The organism is Mesorhizobium sp. Root102, from assembly GCF_001425625.1.
Lineage (GTDB): Bacteria > Pseudomonadota > Alphaproteobacteria > Rhizobiales > Rhizobiaceae > Mesorhizobium.
In genome coordinates this window covers 246,148-263,164 of record NZ_LMCP01000002.1, presented here as the reverse complement: position 1 = coordinate 263,164, position 17,017 = coordinate 246,148, and the positions used below count along the sequence as shown (strand labels likewise).

The window sequence follows — 17,017 nt, the reverse complement described above, 5'->3', positions numbered from 1 at the left end:
TCCTTCATGGACTATGATTTGGGATATTTCGATGATGAGACATGCAGGCTCGAACCACTCCAAAACCCCTTCGGGCCAAAAGTGTTACCCATGTCTCCAGTATAAACCGTAACCTATGTGTCCGGAACGGACCAGCGATTTTTGGTGAGCGCGATGGGATTCGAACCCATGACCTACTGATTAAAAGTCAGTTGCTCTACCGGCTGAGCTACGCGCTCCCGCGGGCGCGAAAGGCAGCCCTCGAAATTGCGCGGAACATAGGGAGAGTGCCTCGACCGGTCAACCGGAAAAACAGCATTCGCAGGCCGGGCTTTTCCAGCACGAACACCGGGCCTGACGGGCCGCTTCGATCATGAGGGGCACCGCCCCGGCAGAGCAAGTGCGCGACCGGTCTGCCGCATAGCCAGCAGGTCGGAGAAACATTACAAATCAGTAACTTGGAGTTTCGCCGGGAACTATAAGCCGCCTCGCCCGTTTCCTCGCCACAAGGGACGTCAATCACCCCTTCGAAGGAGAAGAATAATGAACAAAATCGTATCGGGTATACTGGCGACCACATTGTCAGTTTCGTTCGCGGCAGCCGCCGGTCCGGCCAATGCAGCGCAAATGTTCGTGCCGCAGGCACCGGTGACGTCGTCAAATATCCTGAACGTCGCAGCCGGCGACACGCCAGCCCAACATCCCTCCCAATATCCTGAGTGGAAGCGCCACGGCGATCGCCGCAACTTCAGCCGCAATTTCAACGGCAATCGGAACTTTGCCCGTAACAATGATCGTGGCGTGTATTGGAATGGCCACCGCGGCTATCGCGAATACCATCGCGGCTATCGGCGCCATGGCGACAATTGGTTCCCGCTGGCTGCCTTCGCCACCGGCGCCCTGATCACCGGCGCGATCATCAACAGTGAAAACAACCGTGTCTATGAAGGCAACTCGCATGTGCAGTGGTGCTATGACCACTATCGCAGCTACCGCTCTTCGGACAACACATTCCAGCCGAACTACGGCCCCCGCAAGGAGTGCCGCTCGCCCTACTGATCCTAAGTGTGAGTGGTGAGTAAAAAGGCCCGCGCCGGAAACAGCGCGGGTCTTTCTTATGCGCTCAGCGTCCTTCGCACCGCATCCCGCCAGCCCGCGAGCTTGGCTGAACGGGTTGATGTCTCCATGTCCGGCTGGAAGCGCCGTTCGAGCGCCCAGCTCTGCGCGAACTCCCGTGCCTTCGGCCACACACCTGCCTTCGAGCCGGCCAGCCATGCGGCGCCGAGCGCTGTCGTCTCGAGGATGGTCGGACGGTCGACCGGTGCATCCAGGATGTCGGCCAGACGCTGCATGGTCCAGTCCGATGCCACCATGCCGCCGTCGACCCGAAGCACGGTCTTGGCCGAAGCGCCCTTCCAGTCCTTGCGCATGGCATCGAGCAGGTCGCGCGTCTGGTAGGCCACGGCTTCCAGCGCGGCGCGGGCAAACTCCGCCGGACCGGAATTGCGGGTCAGCCCGAAGATGGCGCCGCGTGCCTCGGCATCCCAATGCGGTGCGCCGAGTCCGACAAAGGCGGGCACCAGGTAGACATTTTGCGTCGGATCAGCTTCCGCCGCCAGTTTGCCGCTCTGCTCGGCCTTGCCGATCACCTTGATGCCATCACGCAACCATTGGACCGCGGCGCCGGCAATGAAGATCGAGCCTTCCAGCGCGTAGGTCGTCTTGCCGTTCAGCCGGTAGGCAATGGTGGTCAGCAGCCAGTTCTTCGAGCGCACCAGGTCGCTGCCGGTGTTCAGCAGCGCAAAACAGCCGGTGCCATAGGTAGACTTCATCATGCCGGGCTCGAAACAGGCCTGGCCAATGGTCGCCGCGTGCTGGTCGCCGGCGACACCGAGGATTTTTATCTCGGCGCCAAAGAGGTTTTTTTCCGTGATTCCATAGTCATCGGCGCAGTCTTTCACTTCAGGAAGCATTTTCGCCGGGATGTTGAGGATAGCCAGCAACTCGTCGTCCCAGGCATTTTTCTCGATGTTGTAGACCAGCGTGCGCGAGGCGTTGGTGGCGTCCGTGGCGTGGACCTTGCCGCCGGTCAGCCGCCAGATCAAAAAACTGTCGATGGTGCCGGCCAGCAATTCGCCCTTCTCGGCGCGTTTTCTCGCACCTTTCACCTTGTCCAGCATCCAGGCGATCTTGGTGCCGGAAAAATAGGGATCGAGCAGCAGGCCGGTCTTGCGGGTGAACTTCTTCTCCAAGCCCTGTTTCTTGAGTTTCTGGCACAGCGGCGCGGTGCGCCGGTCCTGCCAGACGATCGCATTGTGGATCGGCTTGCCGGTCGCCCTGTCCCAGATGACGACGGTTTCGCGCTGATTGGTGATGCCGAGCGCCGCCACATCTGAAGCATTCAGGCCGGCCTGCTTCAGCGCCGCTTTCACGGTCGTCACCACGCTCGCCCAGATATCCTCGGGATCGTGCTCGACCCAGCCGGAGGCCGGATAATGCTGGGTGAATTCCTTCTGCCCGCTGCCGGCTATTTTCATCTGGGCGTCGAACAGGATCGCCCGGGTCGATGTCGTTCCCTGGTCGATCGCCAGCACAAAACCGCTCATCCAGATATCCTCCGCCTCGATACAAACAGGGGAGACGGCAACATGCCGCCTCCCCCAATTTTCACACGGGCGCGAGCGCCCGCATGGACAGTCCTATTTCTGCCAGCTCTTGACCAGTTCGTCGTAGTTGATGGTCTGCGGCTTTTCCTTCTCGTTCTCGATCTTCAGCTGAGGAGCGAGATTGCCGGCCTTGACCGCGTCGGCGTTCCAGTAGGCGAGATCATGTTCCTCGGCGAGCTTCGGTCCGATGTCACCCTGGACGCCGGACTTCTCGATACGGGCCATGACCTTTTCCTGCTCGGCGCAGAGCGAATCCATGGCTTCCTGCGCGCTCTTGGCGCCGGAGGCAGCATCGCCGATCGCCTGCCACCAGAGCTGAGCGAGCTTCGGATAGTCCGGCACGTTGGTTCCGGTCGGCGACCACTGGACGCGGGCCGGCGAACGGTAGAACTCGATCAGACCGCCGAGCTTCGGCGCGCGTTCGGTGAAGCTCTTGTCGTGGATCGTCGAGTCGCGGATGAAGGTCAGGCCGACATGGCTCTTCTTCACGTCCACGGTCTTCGAGGTCACGAACTGGGCGTAGAGCCATGCTGCCTTCGCCCGGTCTTCCGGCGTCGACTTCATCAGCGTCCACGAACCCACGTCCTGGTAGCCGAGCTTCATGCCGTCCTTCCAGTAGACGCCATGCGGCGACGGCGCCATGCGCCACTTCGGCGTGCCGTCGTCGTTCATCACCGGCAGGCCGGGCTTGACCATGTCGGCGGTGAAAGCCGTGTACCAGAAGATCTGCTGGGCGATGTTGCCCTGCGCCGGGACTGGACCCGATTCAGAGAAGGTCATGCCCTGAGCTTCGGCCGGCGCGTAGGCCTTCAGCCAGTCGAGGTACTTCTGGATCGAGTAGACGGCGGCCGGGCCGTTGGTGTCGCCACCACGCGCCGTGCAGGAGCCGACCGGCTGTGACTTCTCGTTGACCTTGATGCCCCATTCGTCGACCGGCAGACCGTTCGGGATGCCCTTGTCGCCATTGCCGGCCATCGACAGCCAGGCGTCGGTGAAACGCCAGCCGAGCGACGGGTCCTTCTTGCCGTAGTCCATGTGGCCATAGACTTTCTTGCCGCCGACGTCGCGGCCGGTGAAGAACTCGGCAATGTCCTCATAGGCCGACCAGTTGACCGGCACGCCGAGATCGTAGCCGTACTTCGCCTTGAAGTCGGCCTTGTTCTTCTCGTCGTTGAACCAGTCGTAACGGAACCAGTAGAGGTTGGCGAACTGCTGGTCGGGAAGCTGATAGAGCTTCTTGTCCGGCGCGGTGGTGAAGGAGGAGCCGATGAAATCCTTCAAGTCGAGGCCAGGATTGGTGACATCCTTGCCTTCATTGGCCATCCAGTCGGTCAGGTTGCGCACTTGCTGGTAGCGCCAATGGGTGCCGATCAGGTCGGAATCGTTGACCCAGCCGTCATAGAGGTTCTGGCCGGTCTGCATCTGGGTCTGGATCTTCTCGACGACGTCACCTTCCTGGATGACGTCATGCGTGACTTTGATGCCGGTGATGGCGGCGAAGGCCGGAGCCAACACCTCCGATTCATATTTGTGCGTCGTCAGCGTTTCGGAGACGACCTTGATTTCCATGCCGGCAAACGGGTTGGCGGCGTCGACGAACCACTTCATCTCAGCTTCTTGATCGGCGCGTGATAACGTCGAAAGGTCGCCTATCTCCTTGTCCAGAAAGGCTTTTGCCTCGTCCATACCGGCGTAGGCGTTGCCCACCCCGAGCAATAGCGCAAGGGCTGTGGTTGATGTTAGAAATTGCCGTCGCATTGTGTTTCCTCCACTGTTTAAGGTTCAAGTGCGATCTGGAGCGGTCGCCGGCACGCGGCCGCTCCAACAGTTTCCCCCTCTATACGTAGCGGAACACGCCAATAGCGTAGACCACGGAGAGAGCGAGAGCCCACCAGAGGCTGGGTCCGACAAGACCCAGCCAAGCGAGATGGATAAAGGCGCTGCCAAGCAGCGAAACGAAGAGGCGGTCGCCGCGCGTCGTCTCGAAGCGCAGGATGCCGACGCGCGGATTGCCGCCCGGCGAAGCGTATTCCCAGACACCCATGCCAAGCAGCAGCAGCGCGATGACGACGAAGAAGATCGCCGTCGGCGGCGTCCATGCCATCCAGGAGAGGTTGAAATTCATGGTCACACCCTCCCCAGGGCAAAGCCCTTGGCGATATAATTGCGGACGAACCAGATGACGAGTGCGCCGGGGATCAGCGTCAGCACGCCGGCGGCGGCAAGCAGACCCCAGTCCATGCCGGAGGCCGACACGGTGCGCGTCATGGTGGCGGCGATCGGCTTGGCGTCGGTCGTGGTCAGCGTGCGGGCGATCAGCAATTCGACCCATGAGAACATGAAGCAGAAGAAGCAGGCGACGCCGATGCCGCTGGCAATCAGCGGCATGAAGATCTTCAGGAAGAAGCGCGGGAACGAATAGCCGTCAATATAGGCGGTCTCGTCGATCTCCTTCGGCACGCCCGACATGAAGCCTTCGAGGATCCACACCGCCAACGGCACGTTGAACAGGCAGTGGGCGAGCGCCACCGCTATGTGCGTGTCGATCAGGCCGAATGCCGAGTAGAGCTGGAAGAACGGCAGCGCGAACACCGCCGGCGGCGCCATGCGGTTGGTCAGCAGCCAGAAGAACAGATGCTTGTCCCCGAGGAAACGATAGCGCGAGAAGGCGTAGGCCGCGGGCAACGCCACGGACACCGAGATCACCATGTTCATGACCACATAGGTGATCGAGTTGATGTAGCCGGAGTACCAGACCTTCTCGGTGAAGATGGTGACGTAGTTGGCGATCGTGGGCGCGTGCGGATAGAGCGTCAGCGAGTTGACGATCTCGGCATTGGTCTTGAAGCTCATGTTGATGAGCCAGTAGATCGGCAGCAGAAGCACGATGATGTAGAGCGTCGGCACGATCCACCACCAGCGCGATTCCTCGCCGCGCCGGCGCATGCGCCGGTCGATTTCGCTCTGCGACAGCGCGCTGGCCAAACCTTCTGAAGCACCCGTCTGGCTCACCCGGTCGCGCTCCGTCGTCGTTTCGTTGGCGCCCGCCATCTCAGCGCTCCGCGTCGTAGTTGGTCATCACGGTGTAGAACACCCAGGACAACAACAGGATGATGAGGAAGTAGACCAGCGACATGGCCGCGGCCGGACCGAGGTCGAACTGGCCGAGCGCCGTCTTCACGAGGTCGATCGACAGGAACGTCGTCGAGTTGCCGGGACCGCCGCCCGTCACCACGAAGGGCTCGGTGTAGATCATGAAGCTGTCCATGAAGCGCAGCAGCACGGCGATCAGCAGCACCCGGTTCATCTTAGGCAGCTGGATGTAGCGAAACACCGCCCAGCGTGAGGCGCCGTCGATCTTGGCCGCCTGATAGAAGGCATCCGGAATGGAGACCAAGCCGGCATAGCAGAGCAGCACGACGAGGCTGGTCCAGTGCCAGACATCCATGACGATGACGGTGACCCAGGCGTCGAAGGGATCCTGTACGTAGTTGTAGTCGATGCCGAGCGCGTTGACGTAGTAGCCGAGCAAGCCGATATCATTGCGCCCGAAGACCTGCCAGATAGTGCCGACGACGTTCCACGGGATCAGCAACGGCAGCGCCATCAGCACCAGGCAGACCGGCACGCCCCAGCCCTTTTTCGGCATGTTGAGCGCGATGAAGATGCCGAGCGGCACTTCGATGGCGAGGATGATGAAGGAGAAGATCAGGTTGCGGACCATCGCCTCCCAGAAGCGACTGGAAGAGAGCAGTTCCTCGAACCACTCGGTGCCGGCCCAGAAGAAGACGTTGTTGCCGAAAGTGTCCTGCACCGAATAGTTGACGACGGTCATGAGCGGGATGACCGCCGAGAACGCCACCAGCACCAGCACCGGCAGCACCAGGAACCAGGCCTTGTTGTTCCAGGTCTTTTCCATCTAGGCCCCCATCTCGACGCGCCAGGAATCGGCATAGATGTTGATACCGGCCGGATCGAACCGCACCTTCGGATCGGCCGGCACGGTTTCGTCCTCACCGATCACGGCAGCGATATCGCGGCCTTCGAGCTTGGCGCGGACCACCTTGTGACGGCCGAGATCCTCGACCTTGCTGATCGAAACGGCCATACCGTCACGGCCAAGCCGGACATATTCGGGACGGATGCCAAGCTCGATGGCGCCGCTGCCTGCCTTGGGTGCTCCGGGCAATTCGATGCGCTGCGAGCCGAGCGTTGCCGTCTTGCCGTCGATCGCCACCGGCATGACGTTCATGCCCGGCGAGCCGATGAAATAGCCGACAAAAGTGTGCCGCGGACGTTCGAACAGTTCGGCAGGCGTGCCGATCTGCACGATGCCGCCATCATACATCACCACCACCTGGTCGGCGAAGGTCAGCGCCTCGGTCTGGTCGTGGGTAACGTAGACCATGGTGTAGCCGAACCGGCGATGCAGCTGCTTCAGCTGCGAGCGGAGCACCCACTTCATGTGCGGGTCGATGACGGTCAGCGGCTCGTCGAACAGGATTGCGTTGACGTCCGAGCGCACCAGTCCGCGGCCGAGCGATATCTTCTGCTTCTGGTCGGCGGTCAGCCCCCTCGCCTTCTTCTTCGCCCAGGACGCCAGATCGATCATCTCCAGCGTCTCGCACACCTTGCGGTCGACATCGGCTTCCGGCACGTCGCGGTTGCGCAGCGGGAAGGCCAGATTGTCGTAGACGGTCATGGTGTCGTAGATGACCGGGAACTGGAACACCTGCGCGATGTTGCGCTCCTGCGTCGACAGGTTGGTCACGTCCTTGCCGTTGAACAGCAGCTGGCCATGCGAGGGATGAAGCAATCCCGAAATGATGTTGAGCAGTGTGGTCTTGCCGCAGCCCGAGGGCCCGAGCAGCGCATAGGCGCCGCCATCCTCGAAGGTGTGATGCACTTCCTTGAGCGCGAAATCGGCATCCTTCCGCGGGTTCGGCAGATAGGAATGCCTGACATGGTTGACGTCGATGCGCGCCATCTCTTTCCCCTTAAGCCGCCAGCTTTGGCGCGGTCACGGCGCGGCCGCGCTCGTCGAAAACCATGATGTGGCGCGGATCGATGAACACCTCGACCACTTCGTCAGGCTCGAAATCGCGAATGCCGTGGGTCAGCATGACCCAGCGCGCATCGGCAAAATCGAGATGGATGAAACTCTCCGACCCGGTGATCTCGGTGATCGTCACCTTGGCCCGCACCGGCACCGCCGCCGCGTTGGGCCGCTCGAGCGACAGGTGGTGCGGCTGAAAGCCGATCGTATAGATGGCGTCGGAAATGCCGGAGAGTTGAGCCGGCACCGGCAGGTTCACGCCACCCTCGAGCAGGAAATCCCGGCCCTTTTTGGCGAGCACGATGGTGTTGAGCGGTGGATCGGAAAACGTCCTGGCTGTCACCAGGTCGGCCGGCTTGCGGAACACTTCGATGGTCGATCCGAACTGGGTGATCCGCCCTTCAGAAAGCGTCGCCGTGTTGCCGCCGAGCAGCAGGGCTTCGTGCGGCTCGGTCGTGGCATAGACGAAGATGGTGCCGGCGGCGGCGAATATCCTGGGCAATTCGGCGCGCAGTTCCTCGCGCAATTTGTAGTCGAGATTGGCGAGCGGCTCGTCGAGCAGGACCAGGCTGGCGTTCTTGACGATGGCGCGCGCCAGTGCGGTGCGCTGCTGCTGGCCGCCGGACAGGCTGAGCGGCGTGCGGTCGAGATAGGGTGTCAGCTTGAGAAGTGCGGCGGCATTGCGCACTTCCTTGTCTATCTTCGCCTGATCGGTGCCGGCCACCCTGAGCGGCGAAGCGATGTTCTCATAGACGGTCATCGCCGGATAGTTGATGAACTGCTGGTAGACCATGGCGATCTTGCGCTTCTGCACCGGCACGCCGGTGACATTCTGGCCGTCGAACCAGATCGAACCGGATGTCGGCACATCGAGGCCGGCCATCAGCCGCATCAGGCTGGTCTTGCCGGAGAGCGTAGGTCCAAGCAGGACGTTGAGCGAGCCGTGCTGGAGCGTCAGCGACACATCGCGGATATGCTCTGCCGCACCGACCGTCTTGGTGACGTTTCTCAGTTCCAGCATGACGCCTCCTCCCAGGCCTTCTGCATCAGCTCAAACCCCTCTTCATTCGGCAGCCGCGACATGGCGCCGACTTATGCCGCGCATGAATTCATCGAGAGCCGCCACCTGCTCGCGGCTGAGATGCAAACCGCGCTTGGTCCGGCGCCACAATACATCTTCTGATGTGACCGCCCATTCGTTTTGAACAAGATAGCGCACCTCGGCCTCATAAAGATCGGCGCCGAAGTTAAGGCCGAGATCAGAATTCGATTTGGCCAGCCCCAACAGCATCCTGGCGCGGGTGCCGTAGAGCCTGGTCAGCCGGCGGGCCAGGCGCGCGTCGAGGAACGGATAGGCGGTCTTCAGTTTCGCCACTTCGGCATCGAAACCGATGGCCGGAAAATCGCCGCCCGGCAGTGGCGCGTTTGCCGTCCATGGTTTGCCGCGCTTGCCGAGAAAACCCTCGATCTTTTCCAGCATCGATTCCGACAGCCGGCGATAGGTGGTGATCTTGCCGCCGAAGGCATTGACGATCGGGGCAGCCCCTTCGCCGCCATCGGCCTTGAGCACATAGTCGCGCGTCGCTTCCTGCGCTTTGGAGGCGCCGTCATCATACAGCGGGCGGACGGCCGAATAGGTCCAGACGATGTCCGAACGCTTGACCGGTTGCGCGAAATATTCGCTTGCCGCGGCGCAGAGGTAGTCGATCTCGGTGTCGCTGATCTTCACGTCATGCGGATCGCCGGGGTAATCCTGGTCCGTGGTGCCGATCAGGGTGAACTCTTCCTCATAGGGAATGGCGAAGATGATGCGGCCATCCTTGTTCTGGAAGAAATAGGCGCGCGGATCGTCGAATTTCTTGGCGATGACGATGTGGCTGCCCTGCACGAGGCGGACATTGTGCACATCGTTGAGGCCGACGACGCCCGAAAGCACATGATCGACCCAGGGGCCGGCGGCATTGACCAGCAGGCGCGCCCTGATCTCCTCGGTCTCGCCCGTCTGCAGGTCCTCGATCTGGACCGTCCACAAACCGTTTTCGCGGCGCGCGCCGACCACTTTCGTACGGGTGCGGATCGTCGCACCACGATCGGCGGCATCACGCGCGTTCAGCGCCACCAGCCGCGCGTCATTGACCCAGCCATCCGAATACTCGAAGGCCTTTTTGAACAGCGGCTTCAAAGGCTTGCCGGCCGGATCCCTGGCCATGTCCAGCGTCCTGGTCGCCGGCAGCAATTTGCGCCCACCAATGTGGTCGTAGAGGAAGAGACCGAGCCTGATCAGCCAGGCCGGACGCAGGCCCTTGGCATAGGGCAACACGAAGCGCATCGGCCAGATGATATGCGGCGCGTTCTTCCACAGAACCTCGCGCTCCATCAGCGCCTCGCGCACCAGGCGAAATTCGTAGAATTCAAGATAGCGAAGCCCGCCATGGATCAACTTGGTCGAGCCTGAGGAGGTCCCGCTGGCCAGGTCGTTCATCTCGGCGAGAAAGACGGAAAAGCCACGCCCGACGGCATCGCGGGCAATACCGCAGCCATTGATGCCGCCACCTATGACGAAAATGTCACGGATCGGAGATGAGTCCACAAGTTCCTCCAACGATTTCGCATTGCACCATTTTTGGCCTTTTACGAAACCGTGTCGGAATTATTTCGAAATGATAACGAATGTCAAACGAAATATCACGAGCACGTGATATCAGGTTGAAATCGCCTAGGTGAGCGACGTCTCGATCAGTTGAACCTCGGACTCCTGGCAGATCTTGCGCACCGACGGGATGTCGCAACGGTCGGTGATGAAGGTGTTGACCTGCGACAGGTGGCCGATGCGCACCGGTGCGGTTCGCTCGAATTTGGTCTGGTCGGAAACCAGGATGACATGCCTTGCGTTGGCGATGATCGCCTGCGCCACCTTGACCTCGCGAAAATCGAAGTCGAGCAAGGCGCCGTCATGGTCGATGGCGGATGCGCCGATCACCGCATAGTCGACCTTGAACTGCCTGATGAAGTCGACCGCCGCTTCGCCGACCACACCGCCATCGGAACCGCGCACGACCCCGCCGGCGATCACCACCTCGATCGACGGATATATCCGCATCCTATTGGCAACATTGATGTTATTGGTGATGACCATGAGGCCGCTGTGATCGAGCAGCGCCTTGCTGACCGCCTCGGTCGTGGTGCCGATGTTGATGAACAGCGAGGCATTGTCGGGGATCAGCCTGGCTGCCGCACGGCCGATCGCCTCCTTCTCGTCGGCGGCGATCTTGCGCCTCGCCTCATACTCCATGTTCTCGATGCCGGACGGGAACAACGCACCGCCATGGATGCGCGAAAGCAGCCGCTGGTCGCACAAATCGTTGAGATCCTTGCGTATGGTCTGCGGCGTCACATTGAAGTGGGTGGCCAGGTCATCGACCAGCACGCGACCATGATCCTTGGCCATCTGGATGATTTCGGCATGGCGTGGCGACAGATACATAGGCAACCTCCCGTTTTCGTTTTTCTTGTCTATAGTCGAAAACGAAACCGATGAAAAGGCATAAGCCGGCTAATGAAATGCATGTGACTGCCAAGGCAAATGCGAACGCAAACCAGATGGCGCCTGATCAAGGCATTGCGAGCGCCATTTCCGTGATGACGGTGAAAGCCATATCGACATCGTCGGCGGTCGCTTCGAACTGGCCGACTTGAAAACGGATTGCTATCAGTCCATCGACCCTCGTCTGCGTCAGGTAGATGCGGCCATCATCGTTGATCGCATTGACCAGCCGCAGATTGTGCGCGTCCGCATCAGTGCCAGATGCCGCCTTGTGCCGGAACGAGAACAGCGACAGCATCGGCCCGCTGACGATCTCGAAATCTGGTTCCTTTGCCAGCCGCGCGGCAAGCCCTTCGCTCCACGCGACATGATTGCGGATCATCATGCGCAGGCTTTCCAAACCATGGGCGCGCAGCAGGAACCACAATTTCAGCGCGCGGAAGCGCCGGCCGAGCGGCACCGACCATTCGGAATAGTTGATGATGCCGTCATGACCGTGTGTCTTGAGATAATCCGGCTTGATAGCCAGCGTCCTCACATGGCTTTCGGGGTCACGCAGGAACTGGATAGAGCAGTCGAACTGTGCGCCCAGCCATTTATGCGGGTTGAAGACAACGGAGTCCGCCAGCTCGGCGCCGGCCCAGAAATGGCGATACTCGGGGCAAATCATCGCCGACCCGGCCCAGGCCGCATCGACATGAAGATAGAGCCCATGCCGCCTCGCCACCTCGGCAGCCGCAGCGATGTCGTCGGTGCCGCCGATGCTCGTGCCACCAACGCTGGAGATGATCCCGGCCGGCACCATGCCGGCTTCCCGGTCGGCAACGATTGCCGCCTCGAGCGCTGCCGTGTCCATGGCGCGAAAGCGGCCGCCGACCGGAATGCGCACGAGATTGTCCTCGCCGATGCCTGACACCCAGATCGCCCGATCGATCGACGTGTGCACCTGATCGGAGGAATAGATGCGCAGCCGCGCCTGCCCCGCCAGGCCTTGCCTATTGCCTTGCCAGTCGAGTGCCCGTTCGCGCATAGTAAGCACCGCGGCCAGTGTCGCCGACGAGGCCGAATCCTGGATCACCCCGGCGAACCCTTCGGGCAAACCGAGCGCCTGGCGCATCCAGTCGACGGTGCGCGTTTCGAGTTCGGTCGCTGCCGGGGAGGTCTGCCAGAGCATGCATTGCGCGGCCATCGCCGAAACCAGATATTCCGCCACCACCGAAACTGGCGCCGCATTGGCTGGGAAATAGGCGAAGAAGCGCGGATGCTGCCAATGTGTCATTCCCGGCAAGATCTTCTCTTCGAAGTCGGCGAAGATTCGGTCCATCGGTTCGGCGTCTTCGGGTGGCGAAGCCTCTATGCTTTTGAAAATGTCGCCGGGCTCGACCAGCGGCCGCACCGGACGGTCGCGCAGCGTGCTGCGGTAGTCGGCGCCCCAGTCGGCGGCGCGCCGCGACCATTGCCGGAAATCATCGTTATTCATCCTGTCCTCCCGACATGATGCCTCGCCGCCATCCATACCGGCTGGCCTCTTTATTAATTAACGCGTGAAATACATGCAACCGCCGCCGGCGAACTTCGCGCACCCTAGCCAGGGAAATCCGGCAGGCTGGCAAAGGCCGTCTTCAGCGCATTCGACCAGCCGTCCGAGATCGTGCGGTAATACTGGTCGTCCTGGCTGATCCGTTTCTTCAACCCGACCTTGAAGGCGTCCATCTCCAGGAAGAGCAGGTCGAGCGGCAAGCCGACAGACAAGTTCGACTTCAGCGTTGAATCGAACGACACCAAAAGCAGCTTCACCGTCTCGGCGAGGCTCATCGTCTTTTCATAGGCACGGATGATGATCGGCTTGCCGTATTTGGTCTCGCCGATCTGGAAAAACGGCGTGTCGTCGGTCGATTCGATGAAATTGCCTTCGGGATAGATCATGAACAGGCGCGGCTCGCTGCCTTTGATCTGGCCGCCGAGGATGAAGGAAGCATTGAAGTAGGAATCCGCCTTCTCGCCCGCAGGCGACGAACTGGCGATGACCTCCTTGACCGTATCGCCGACCAGCCGCACCGTCTGATACATCGACGGCGTCTCCAGAAGGGTGGCGTGACGGTCGGCAATTGCCTTGGTGCGTTCGTCGAGCAGGCTGACCACCGCCTGCGTCGTCGCCAGGTTGCCCGCCGACATCAAAACGATGACGCGCTCGCCCGGCTGCTCCCAGATATGCATCTTGCGGAAGGTGGAAATCGAATCCATACCGGCATTGGTGCGCGTGTCCGACATGAACACGAGCCCGCGATCGATCTTCAGGCCAACGCAATAAGTCATGGAATCTCTTCTAGAGCAATTCCAGGAAAAGTGTGAAGCGGTTTTCCGTCCGGAATTGCGTTAAAACAAAGGGATAGAGCGGTTCGGCGTTTCCTTGAAACGATGAATCGCTCTGGCAGCAATCTTGCGAAGGATTACTGCTCCACCGTGACGGTGACCGCAAGCTGTTCTTCCGCCTGTCCCAGCCGAATTCCCGACACCGGCGTGGCGTCGCGGTAGTCGCGGCCCGTTGCCACCTTTACATAGCGCTCGTCAGGCGAAATGCCATTGGCGGCATCGAAGGCAACCCAGCCGAGACCAGAAACATGCGCTTCGGCCCAGGCGTGACTTGCAGCCTGCTCGACCGTCGCATCCAGCATCAGATAGCCGCTGACATAGCGGGCCGGAAAGCCCATGGCGCGCGCCGCGGCGGCAAAGATATGGGTGTGATCCTGGCAGACACCGGTCTTGAGCGCCAAGGCTTGCTCCGCCGGCGTCGTCGCATTGGTGGTGCCGGGCGTGTAGGCAACGCGCTCGCCAATGACAGCCATCAGCCGGTGAAGCCTTTCGATGTCGGTTCCCTTGCCGACCGATGCAGCGAGTTCGCGAACACCGCTGCCGACCGTCGTCAATGGTGTTTCATGGCTGTACAGCCAGAGCGGCGTAAAGCCTTGGTGTGGTCCCGAGACACCCGCGGTGTCGCGCGTCACCACTTCGCCTGATGCTTCCACGGTGATGAAGTCGCGCTCGCCCTCGACGCTCAACAGCCTTGTGTCATTGCCGAAATGGTCGACAAAGTGAACCTCTTCGCGCGCGCCTTCGATGGCCAGCGCCCAGGACAGAACGGTCTGCGTCGATCCGCTGACCGGAAGCAGCCGCAGCCGCTGCAACAGATAGTGCACCGGTGCGTCGTAGCGGTATTCGGTCCGGTGGGTGATCTTCAGCCGCATGCTTTTTTTCCGTTTGTGAGCATGATCTTATCCGAAAACCGATTCCCACTTCTCAGGATCATGCTCAATTGAACCGGTAATCTTGTGCGATTTCGTCGCCGAGCTTGGTGTTGTCGCGAATGAACTTGGCCAGGAATTCATGCAGGCCAGTATCGAAAATATCCTTGATCGACCCGGCTCTCAGCATTGTCTGCGTCTTTTCGGCCGTTGCGTGGCAGGCATGGCGCTCGCCGTAATCGTCGCCGAGGAATTTCAGATGCTCCGACAGGAAGCGATAGCAGAAGGTCAGCGAACGCGGCATGCGAACATTGAGGATCAGATAGTCGGCAATGTTGGTCGGCTTGTAATCGGCGTCATAGACCCAGCGGTAGGAACGATGCGCCGAGACCGAACGCAGGATCGATTCCCACTGGTAGTTGTCGAGCGTCGAGCCAACCCAGGAGATCGACGGCAGGAGCACGTAGTATTTCACGTCGAGGATGCGCGCCGTGTTGTCGGCGCGCTCGACATAGGTGCCGAGTTGCGAGAAGTCGAAGATCTCGTTGCGCAGCATGGTGCCGTAGAACGAGCCGCGGATCAGCGCCGTCTCGCGCTTGATCGCGTCGAGCACGCTGGGCAGGTCGCGCTCGTCGATCGGCCTGGCCAGCATCCGCTTCAGCGCCATCCAGGCTTCGTTGATACTTTCCCAGGTTTCGCGCGTCAGCGCGGTGCGCACCATGCGGGCATTGTTGCGGGCCGTCTCGATCGACGACATCGTGCTCGACGGGTTCGACGTGTCGCGCAACAGGAAGTCGGCGACATTGGCGGCGGTATAGTCAGAATATTTCTGGCTGAAGGTGACGTCGGAACCAGCGCTGAGCAGCACCGAATTCCACTCTTCCGAGGCGCTCTGGGTACGAGTCAGCGCCATGCGGAGGCCGGCATCGACCAGCCGCGCCATATTCTCGGCCCGCTCGATGTAGCGGTTCATCCAGTAAAGCCCGTTGGCGGTGCGGCCTAAAAGCATACAAGAACCTTCAAATGAAAATCAGTCATCCAGCACCCATGTGTCCTTGGTACCGCCGCCCTGCGAGGAATTGACCACCAGCGAGCCTTCCTTGAGCGCGACGCGGGTCAGCCCGCCGGGCACGATCTGGATGCGATCGGAGACCAGCACATAAGGCCTGAGATCGACGTGGCGTGGCGCCAGCCCCTTTTCCGTAAGGATCGGGCATGTCGACAGGGCCAGTGTCGGTTGGGCGATGTAATTCGAAGGTTTTGCCGCCAGTTTCTTGGCAAATGTCTCGCATTCCTTCTTGGTGGCCGCCGGCCCTACCAGCATGCCGTAACCGCCGGAACCATGCACTTCCTTGATCACCAGCTCGTCGATGTGTTCGAGCACGTATTTCAGGCTGTCCGGCTCCGAGCAGCGCCAGGTCGGAATGTTGCCGAGGATCGCCTTGCGGCCGGTGTAGAATTCGATGATCTCGGGCATGTAGGAATAGATCGCCTTGTCATCTGCGATACCGGTGCCCGGCGCATTGGCGATGGTGATGTTGCCGGCCCGATAGACATCCATGATGCCAGGCACGCCAAGCGCCGAGTCCGGCCGAAACGTCAGCGGGTCCAGATAAGAATCGTCCACCCGCCGATAGAGCACGTCGATCTGTTTGTAGCCTTCGGTCGTGCGCATCGCGACATGGCCATCGACGACACGCAGATCCTGGCCCTCGACCAACTGCACGCCCATCTGGTCGGCGAGGAAGGCGTGTTCGAAATAGGCGGAGTTGAAGCTGCCGGGCGTCAGCACCGCAATGGTCGGCGCGCCCTTGGTGCTTTGCGGCCGCACCGCCGCCAGCGACTGGCGCAGAAGCTGCGGGTAGTTTTCCACCGGCCGCACCTTGATCTTCTGGAACAGCTCGGGAAACAGCTGCATCATCGTCTCGCGGTTCTCCAGCATGTAGGAGACACCCGACGGCGTGCGCGCATTGTCCTCCAGCACGTAGAATTCGTCCTCACTAATGCGGACGATGTCGACGCCGATGATGTGGGTGTAGACGCCGGCCGGCGGCCTGACCCCTATCATTTCCGGCAGGAATGCCTCGTTCCTGGCGATCAACTCACTGGGAACGCGCCCTGCCCGCAGAATCTCCTGGCGATGGTAGATATCGTCGAGGAAAGCGTTCAGCGCCTGCACGCGCTGCTCGATGCCTTGCGTGAGGCGGCGCCATTCATTGCCTGAAATGATGCGGGGAACGATGTCGAACGGGATCAGGCGTTCGGAGGCTTCCTGCTCGCCGTAGACGGCGAAGGTGATGCCGGTCTTGCGGAAGACGCGTTCGGCGTCCTGCATCTTCTCGGTCAACCTGGCCGGATCCTGCTCCTTCAGCCAGCGATCATAAGCCGAATACGGTCTTCTCAATCCGGAGACTTCCGGAAGCATTTCATCGAACGCTGCCAATCGCCTACTCCCCTGTGACGCCATTTCACTGGCGTAGCCTGAGAAAATCAAGCGTAATCGGTGATTTGGGAGATGCGGGCGATCAGT

General features: G+C 60.8%; 15 protein-coding genes and 1 tRNA gene. 1 reads left to right on the top strand and 15 read right to left on the bottom strand.

Annotated features, from left to right (window positions below; genetic code table 11):
• Window positions 1-142: 142 nt before the first annotated feature.
• A tRNA-Lys gene (locus ASD12_RS04650) sits at window positions 143-218 on the bottom strand.
• A gap of 304 nt (window positions 219-522) precedes the next feature.
• Here ASD12_RS04650 and ASD12_RS04645 point away from each other — a divergent pair.
• Window positions 523-1,038: a BA14K family protein gene (locus ASD12_RS04645; protein ID WP_056582370.1), complete on the top strand. Its 516-nt coding sequence runs from the start codon at window positions 523-525 to the stop codon at window positions 1,036-1,038.
• Between the two features lie 56 nt (window positions 1,039-1,094).
• On the opposite strand, the gene glpK is transcribed toward ASD12_RS04645, so the two are convergent.
• The 14 genes from glpK to ASD12_RS04575 all read right to left on the bottom strand — a co-directional run bounded on the left by glpK (window position 1,095) and on the right by ASD12_RS04575 (window position 16,930).
• Window positions 1,095-2,585, bottom strand: coding sequence for a glycerol kinase GlpK (gene glpK / locus ASD12_RS04640; protein WP_056582368.1), 1,491 nt, complete (start codon window positions 2,583-2,585; stop codon window positions 1,095-1,097).
• Window positions 2,586-2,678: 93 nt separating this feature from the next.
• A complete protein-coding gene (locus ASD12_RS04635; RefSeq protein ID WP_056582365.1) occupies window positions 2,679-4,403 on the bottom strand; it encodes an ABC transporter substrate-binding protein in 1,725 nt (574 codons plus the stop codon).
• Window positions 4,404-4,482: 79 nt separating this feature from the next.
• On the bottom strand, window positions 4,483-4,770 hold the full coding sequence (locus ASD12_RS04630) for a DUF2160 domain-containing protein (RefSeq protein WP_056582363.1): 288 nt from the start codon (window positions 4,768-4,770) through the stop codon (window positions 4,483-4,485).
• Window positions 4,771-4,772: 2 nt separating this feature from the next.
• A complete protein-coding gene (locus tag ASD12_RS04625; RefSeq protein ID WP_162252214.1) occupies window positions 4,773-5,591 on the bottom strand; it encodes a carbohydrate ABC transporter permease in 819 nt (272 codons plus the stop codon).
• Between the two features lie 106 nt (window positions 5,592-5,697).
• Window positions 5,698-6,564: a sugar ABC transporter permease gene (locus ASD12_RS04620; RefSeq protein WP_056582360.1), complete on the bottom strand. Its 867-nt coding sequence runs from the start codon at window positions 6,562-6,564 to the stop codon at window positions 5,698-5,700.
• Window positions 6,565-7,632 (bottom strand): ABC transporter ATP-binding protein, encoded by a 1,068-nt coding sequence (locus tag ASD12_RS04615; protein WP_056582358.1) that lies wholly within the window; start codon window positions 7,630-7,632, stop codon window positions 6,565-6,567.
• A gap of 10 nt (window positions 7,633-7,642) precedes the next feature.
• Entirely contained in the window at window positions 7,643-8,722 is a 1,080-nt protein-coding gene (locus ASD12_RS04610) for an ABC transporter ATP-binding protein (RefSeq protein ID WP_056582356.1), read from the bottom strand.
• Between the two features lie 42 nt (window positions 8,723-8,764).
• Complete coding sequence (glpD, locus tag ASD12_RS04605; protein ID WP_056582353.1) at window positions 8,765-10,291, bottom strand: glycerol-3-phosphate dehydrogenase; 1,527 nt, start codon at window positions 10,289-10,291, stop codon at window positions 8,765-8,767.
• A 126-nt stretch (window positions 10,292-10,417) separates the two neighbouring features.
• Window positions 10,418-11,185 carry a DeoR/GlpR family DNA-binding transcription regulator gene (locus ASD12_RS04600; RefSeq protein ID WP_056582351.1) on the bottom strand — a complete coding sequence of 256 codons (768 nt, stop codon included), beginning with the start codon at window positions 11,183-11,185 and terminating at the stop codon, window positions 10,418-10,420.
• A 127-nt stretch (window positions 11,186-11,312) separates the two neighbouring features.
• Window positions 11,313-12,725 carry an aspartate aminotransferase family protein gene (locus ASD12_RS04595; RefSeq protein WP_056582349.1) on the bottom strand — a complete coding sequence of 471 codons (1,413 nt, stop codon included), beginning with the start codon at window positions 12,723-12,725 and terminating at the stop codon, window positions 11,313-11,315.
• 104 nt (window positions 12,726-12,829) lie between these two features.
• The gene (locus tag ASD12_RS04590; RefSeq protein ID WP_056582347.1) at window positions 12,830-13,561 is read right to left on the bottom strand and encodes a peptidase; all 732 of its coding nucleotides are present in this window, start codon (window positions 13,559-13,561) and stop codon (window positions 12,830-12,832) included.
• Window positions 13,562-13,695: 134 nt separating this feature from the next.
• Window positions 13,696-14,490: a transglutaminase family protein gene (locus tag ASD12_RS04585; protein ID WP_056582346.1), complete on the bottom strand. Its 795-nt coding sequence runs from the start codon at window positions 14,488-14,490 to the stop codon at window positions 13,696-13,698.
• 64 nt (window positions 14,491-14,554) lie between these two features.
• Window positions 14,555-15,496 (bottom strand): alpha-E domain-containing protein, encoded by a 942-nt coding sequence (locus ASD12_RS04580; RefSeq protein WP_056582345.1) that lies wholly within the window; start codon window positions 15,494-15,496, stop codon window positions 14,555-14,557.
• 21 nt (window positions 15,497-15,517) lie between these two features.
• Window positions 15,518-16,930: a circularly permuted type 2 ATP-grasp protein gene (locus tag ASD12_RS04575; protein ID WP_056582342.1), complete on the bottom strand. Its 1,413-nt coding sequence runs from the start codon at window positions 16,928-16,930 to the stop codon at window positions 15,518-15,520.
• Window positions 16,931-17,017: the final 87 nt, after the last annotated feature.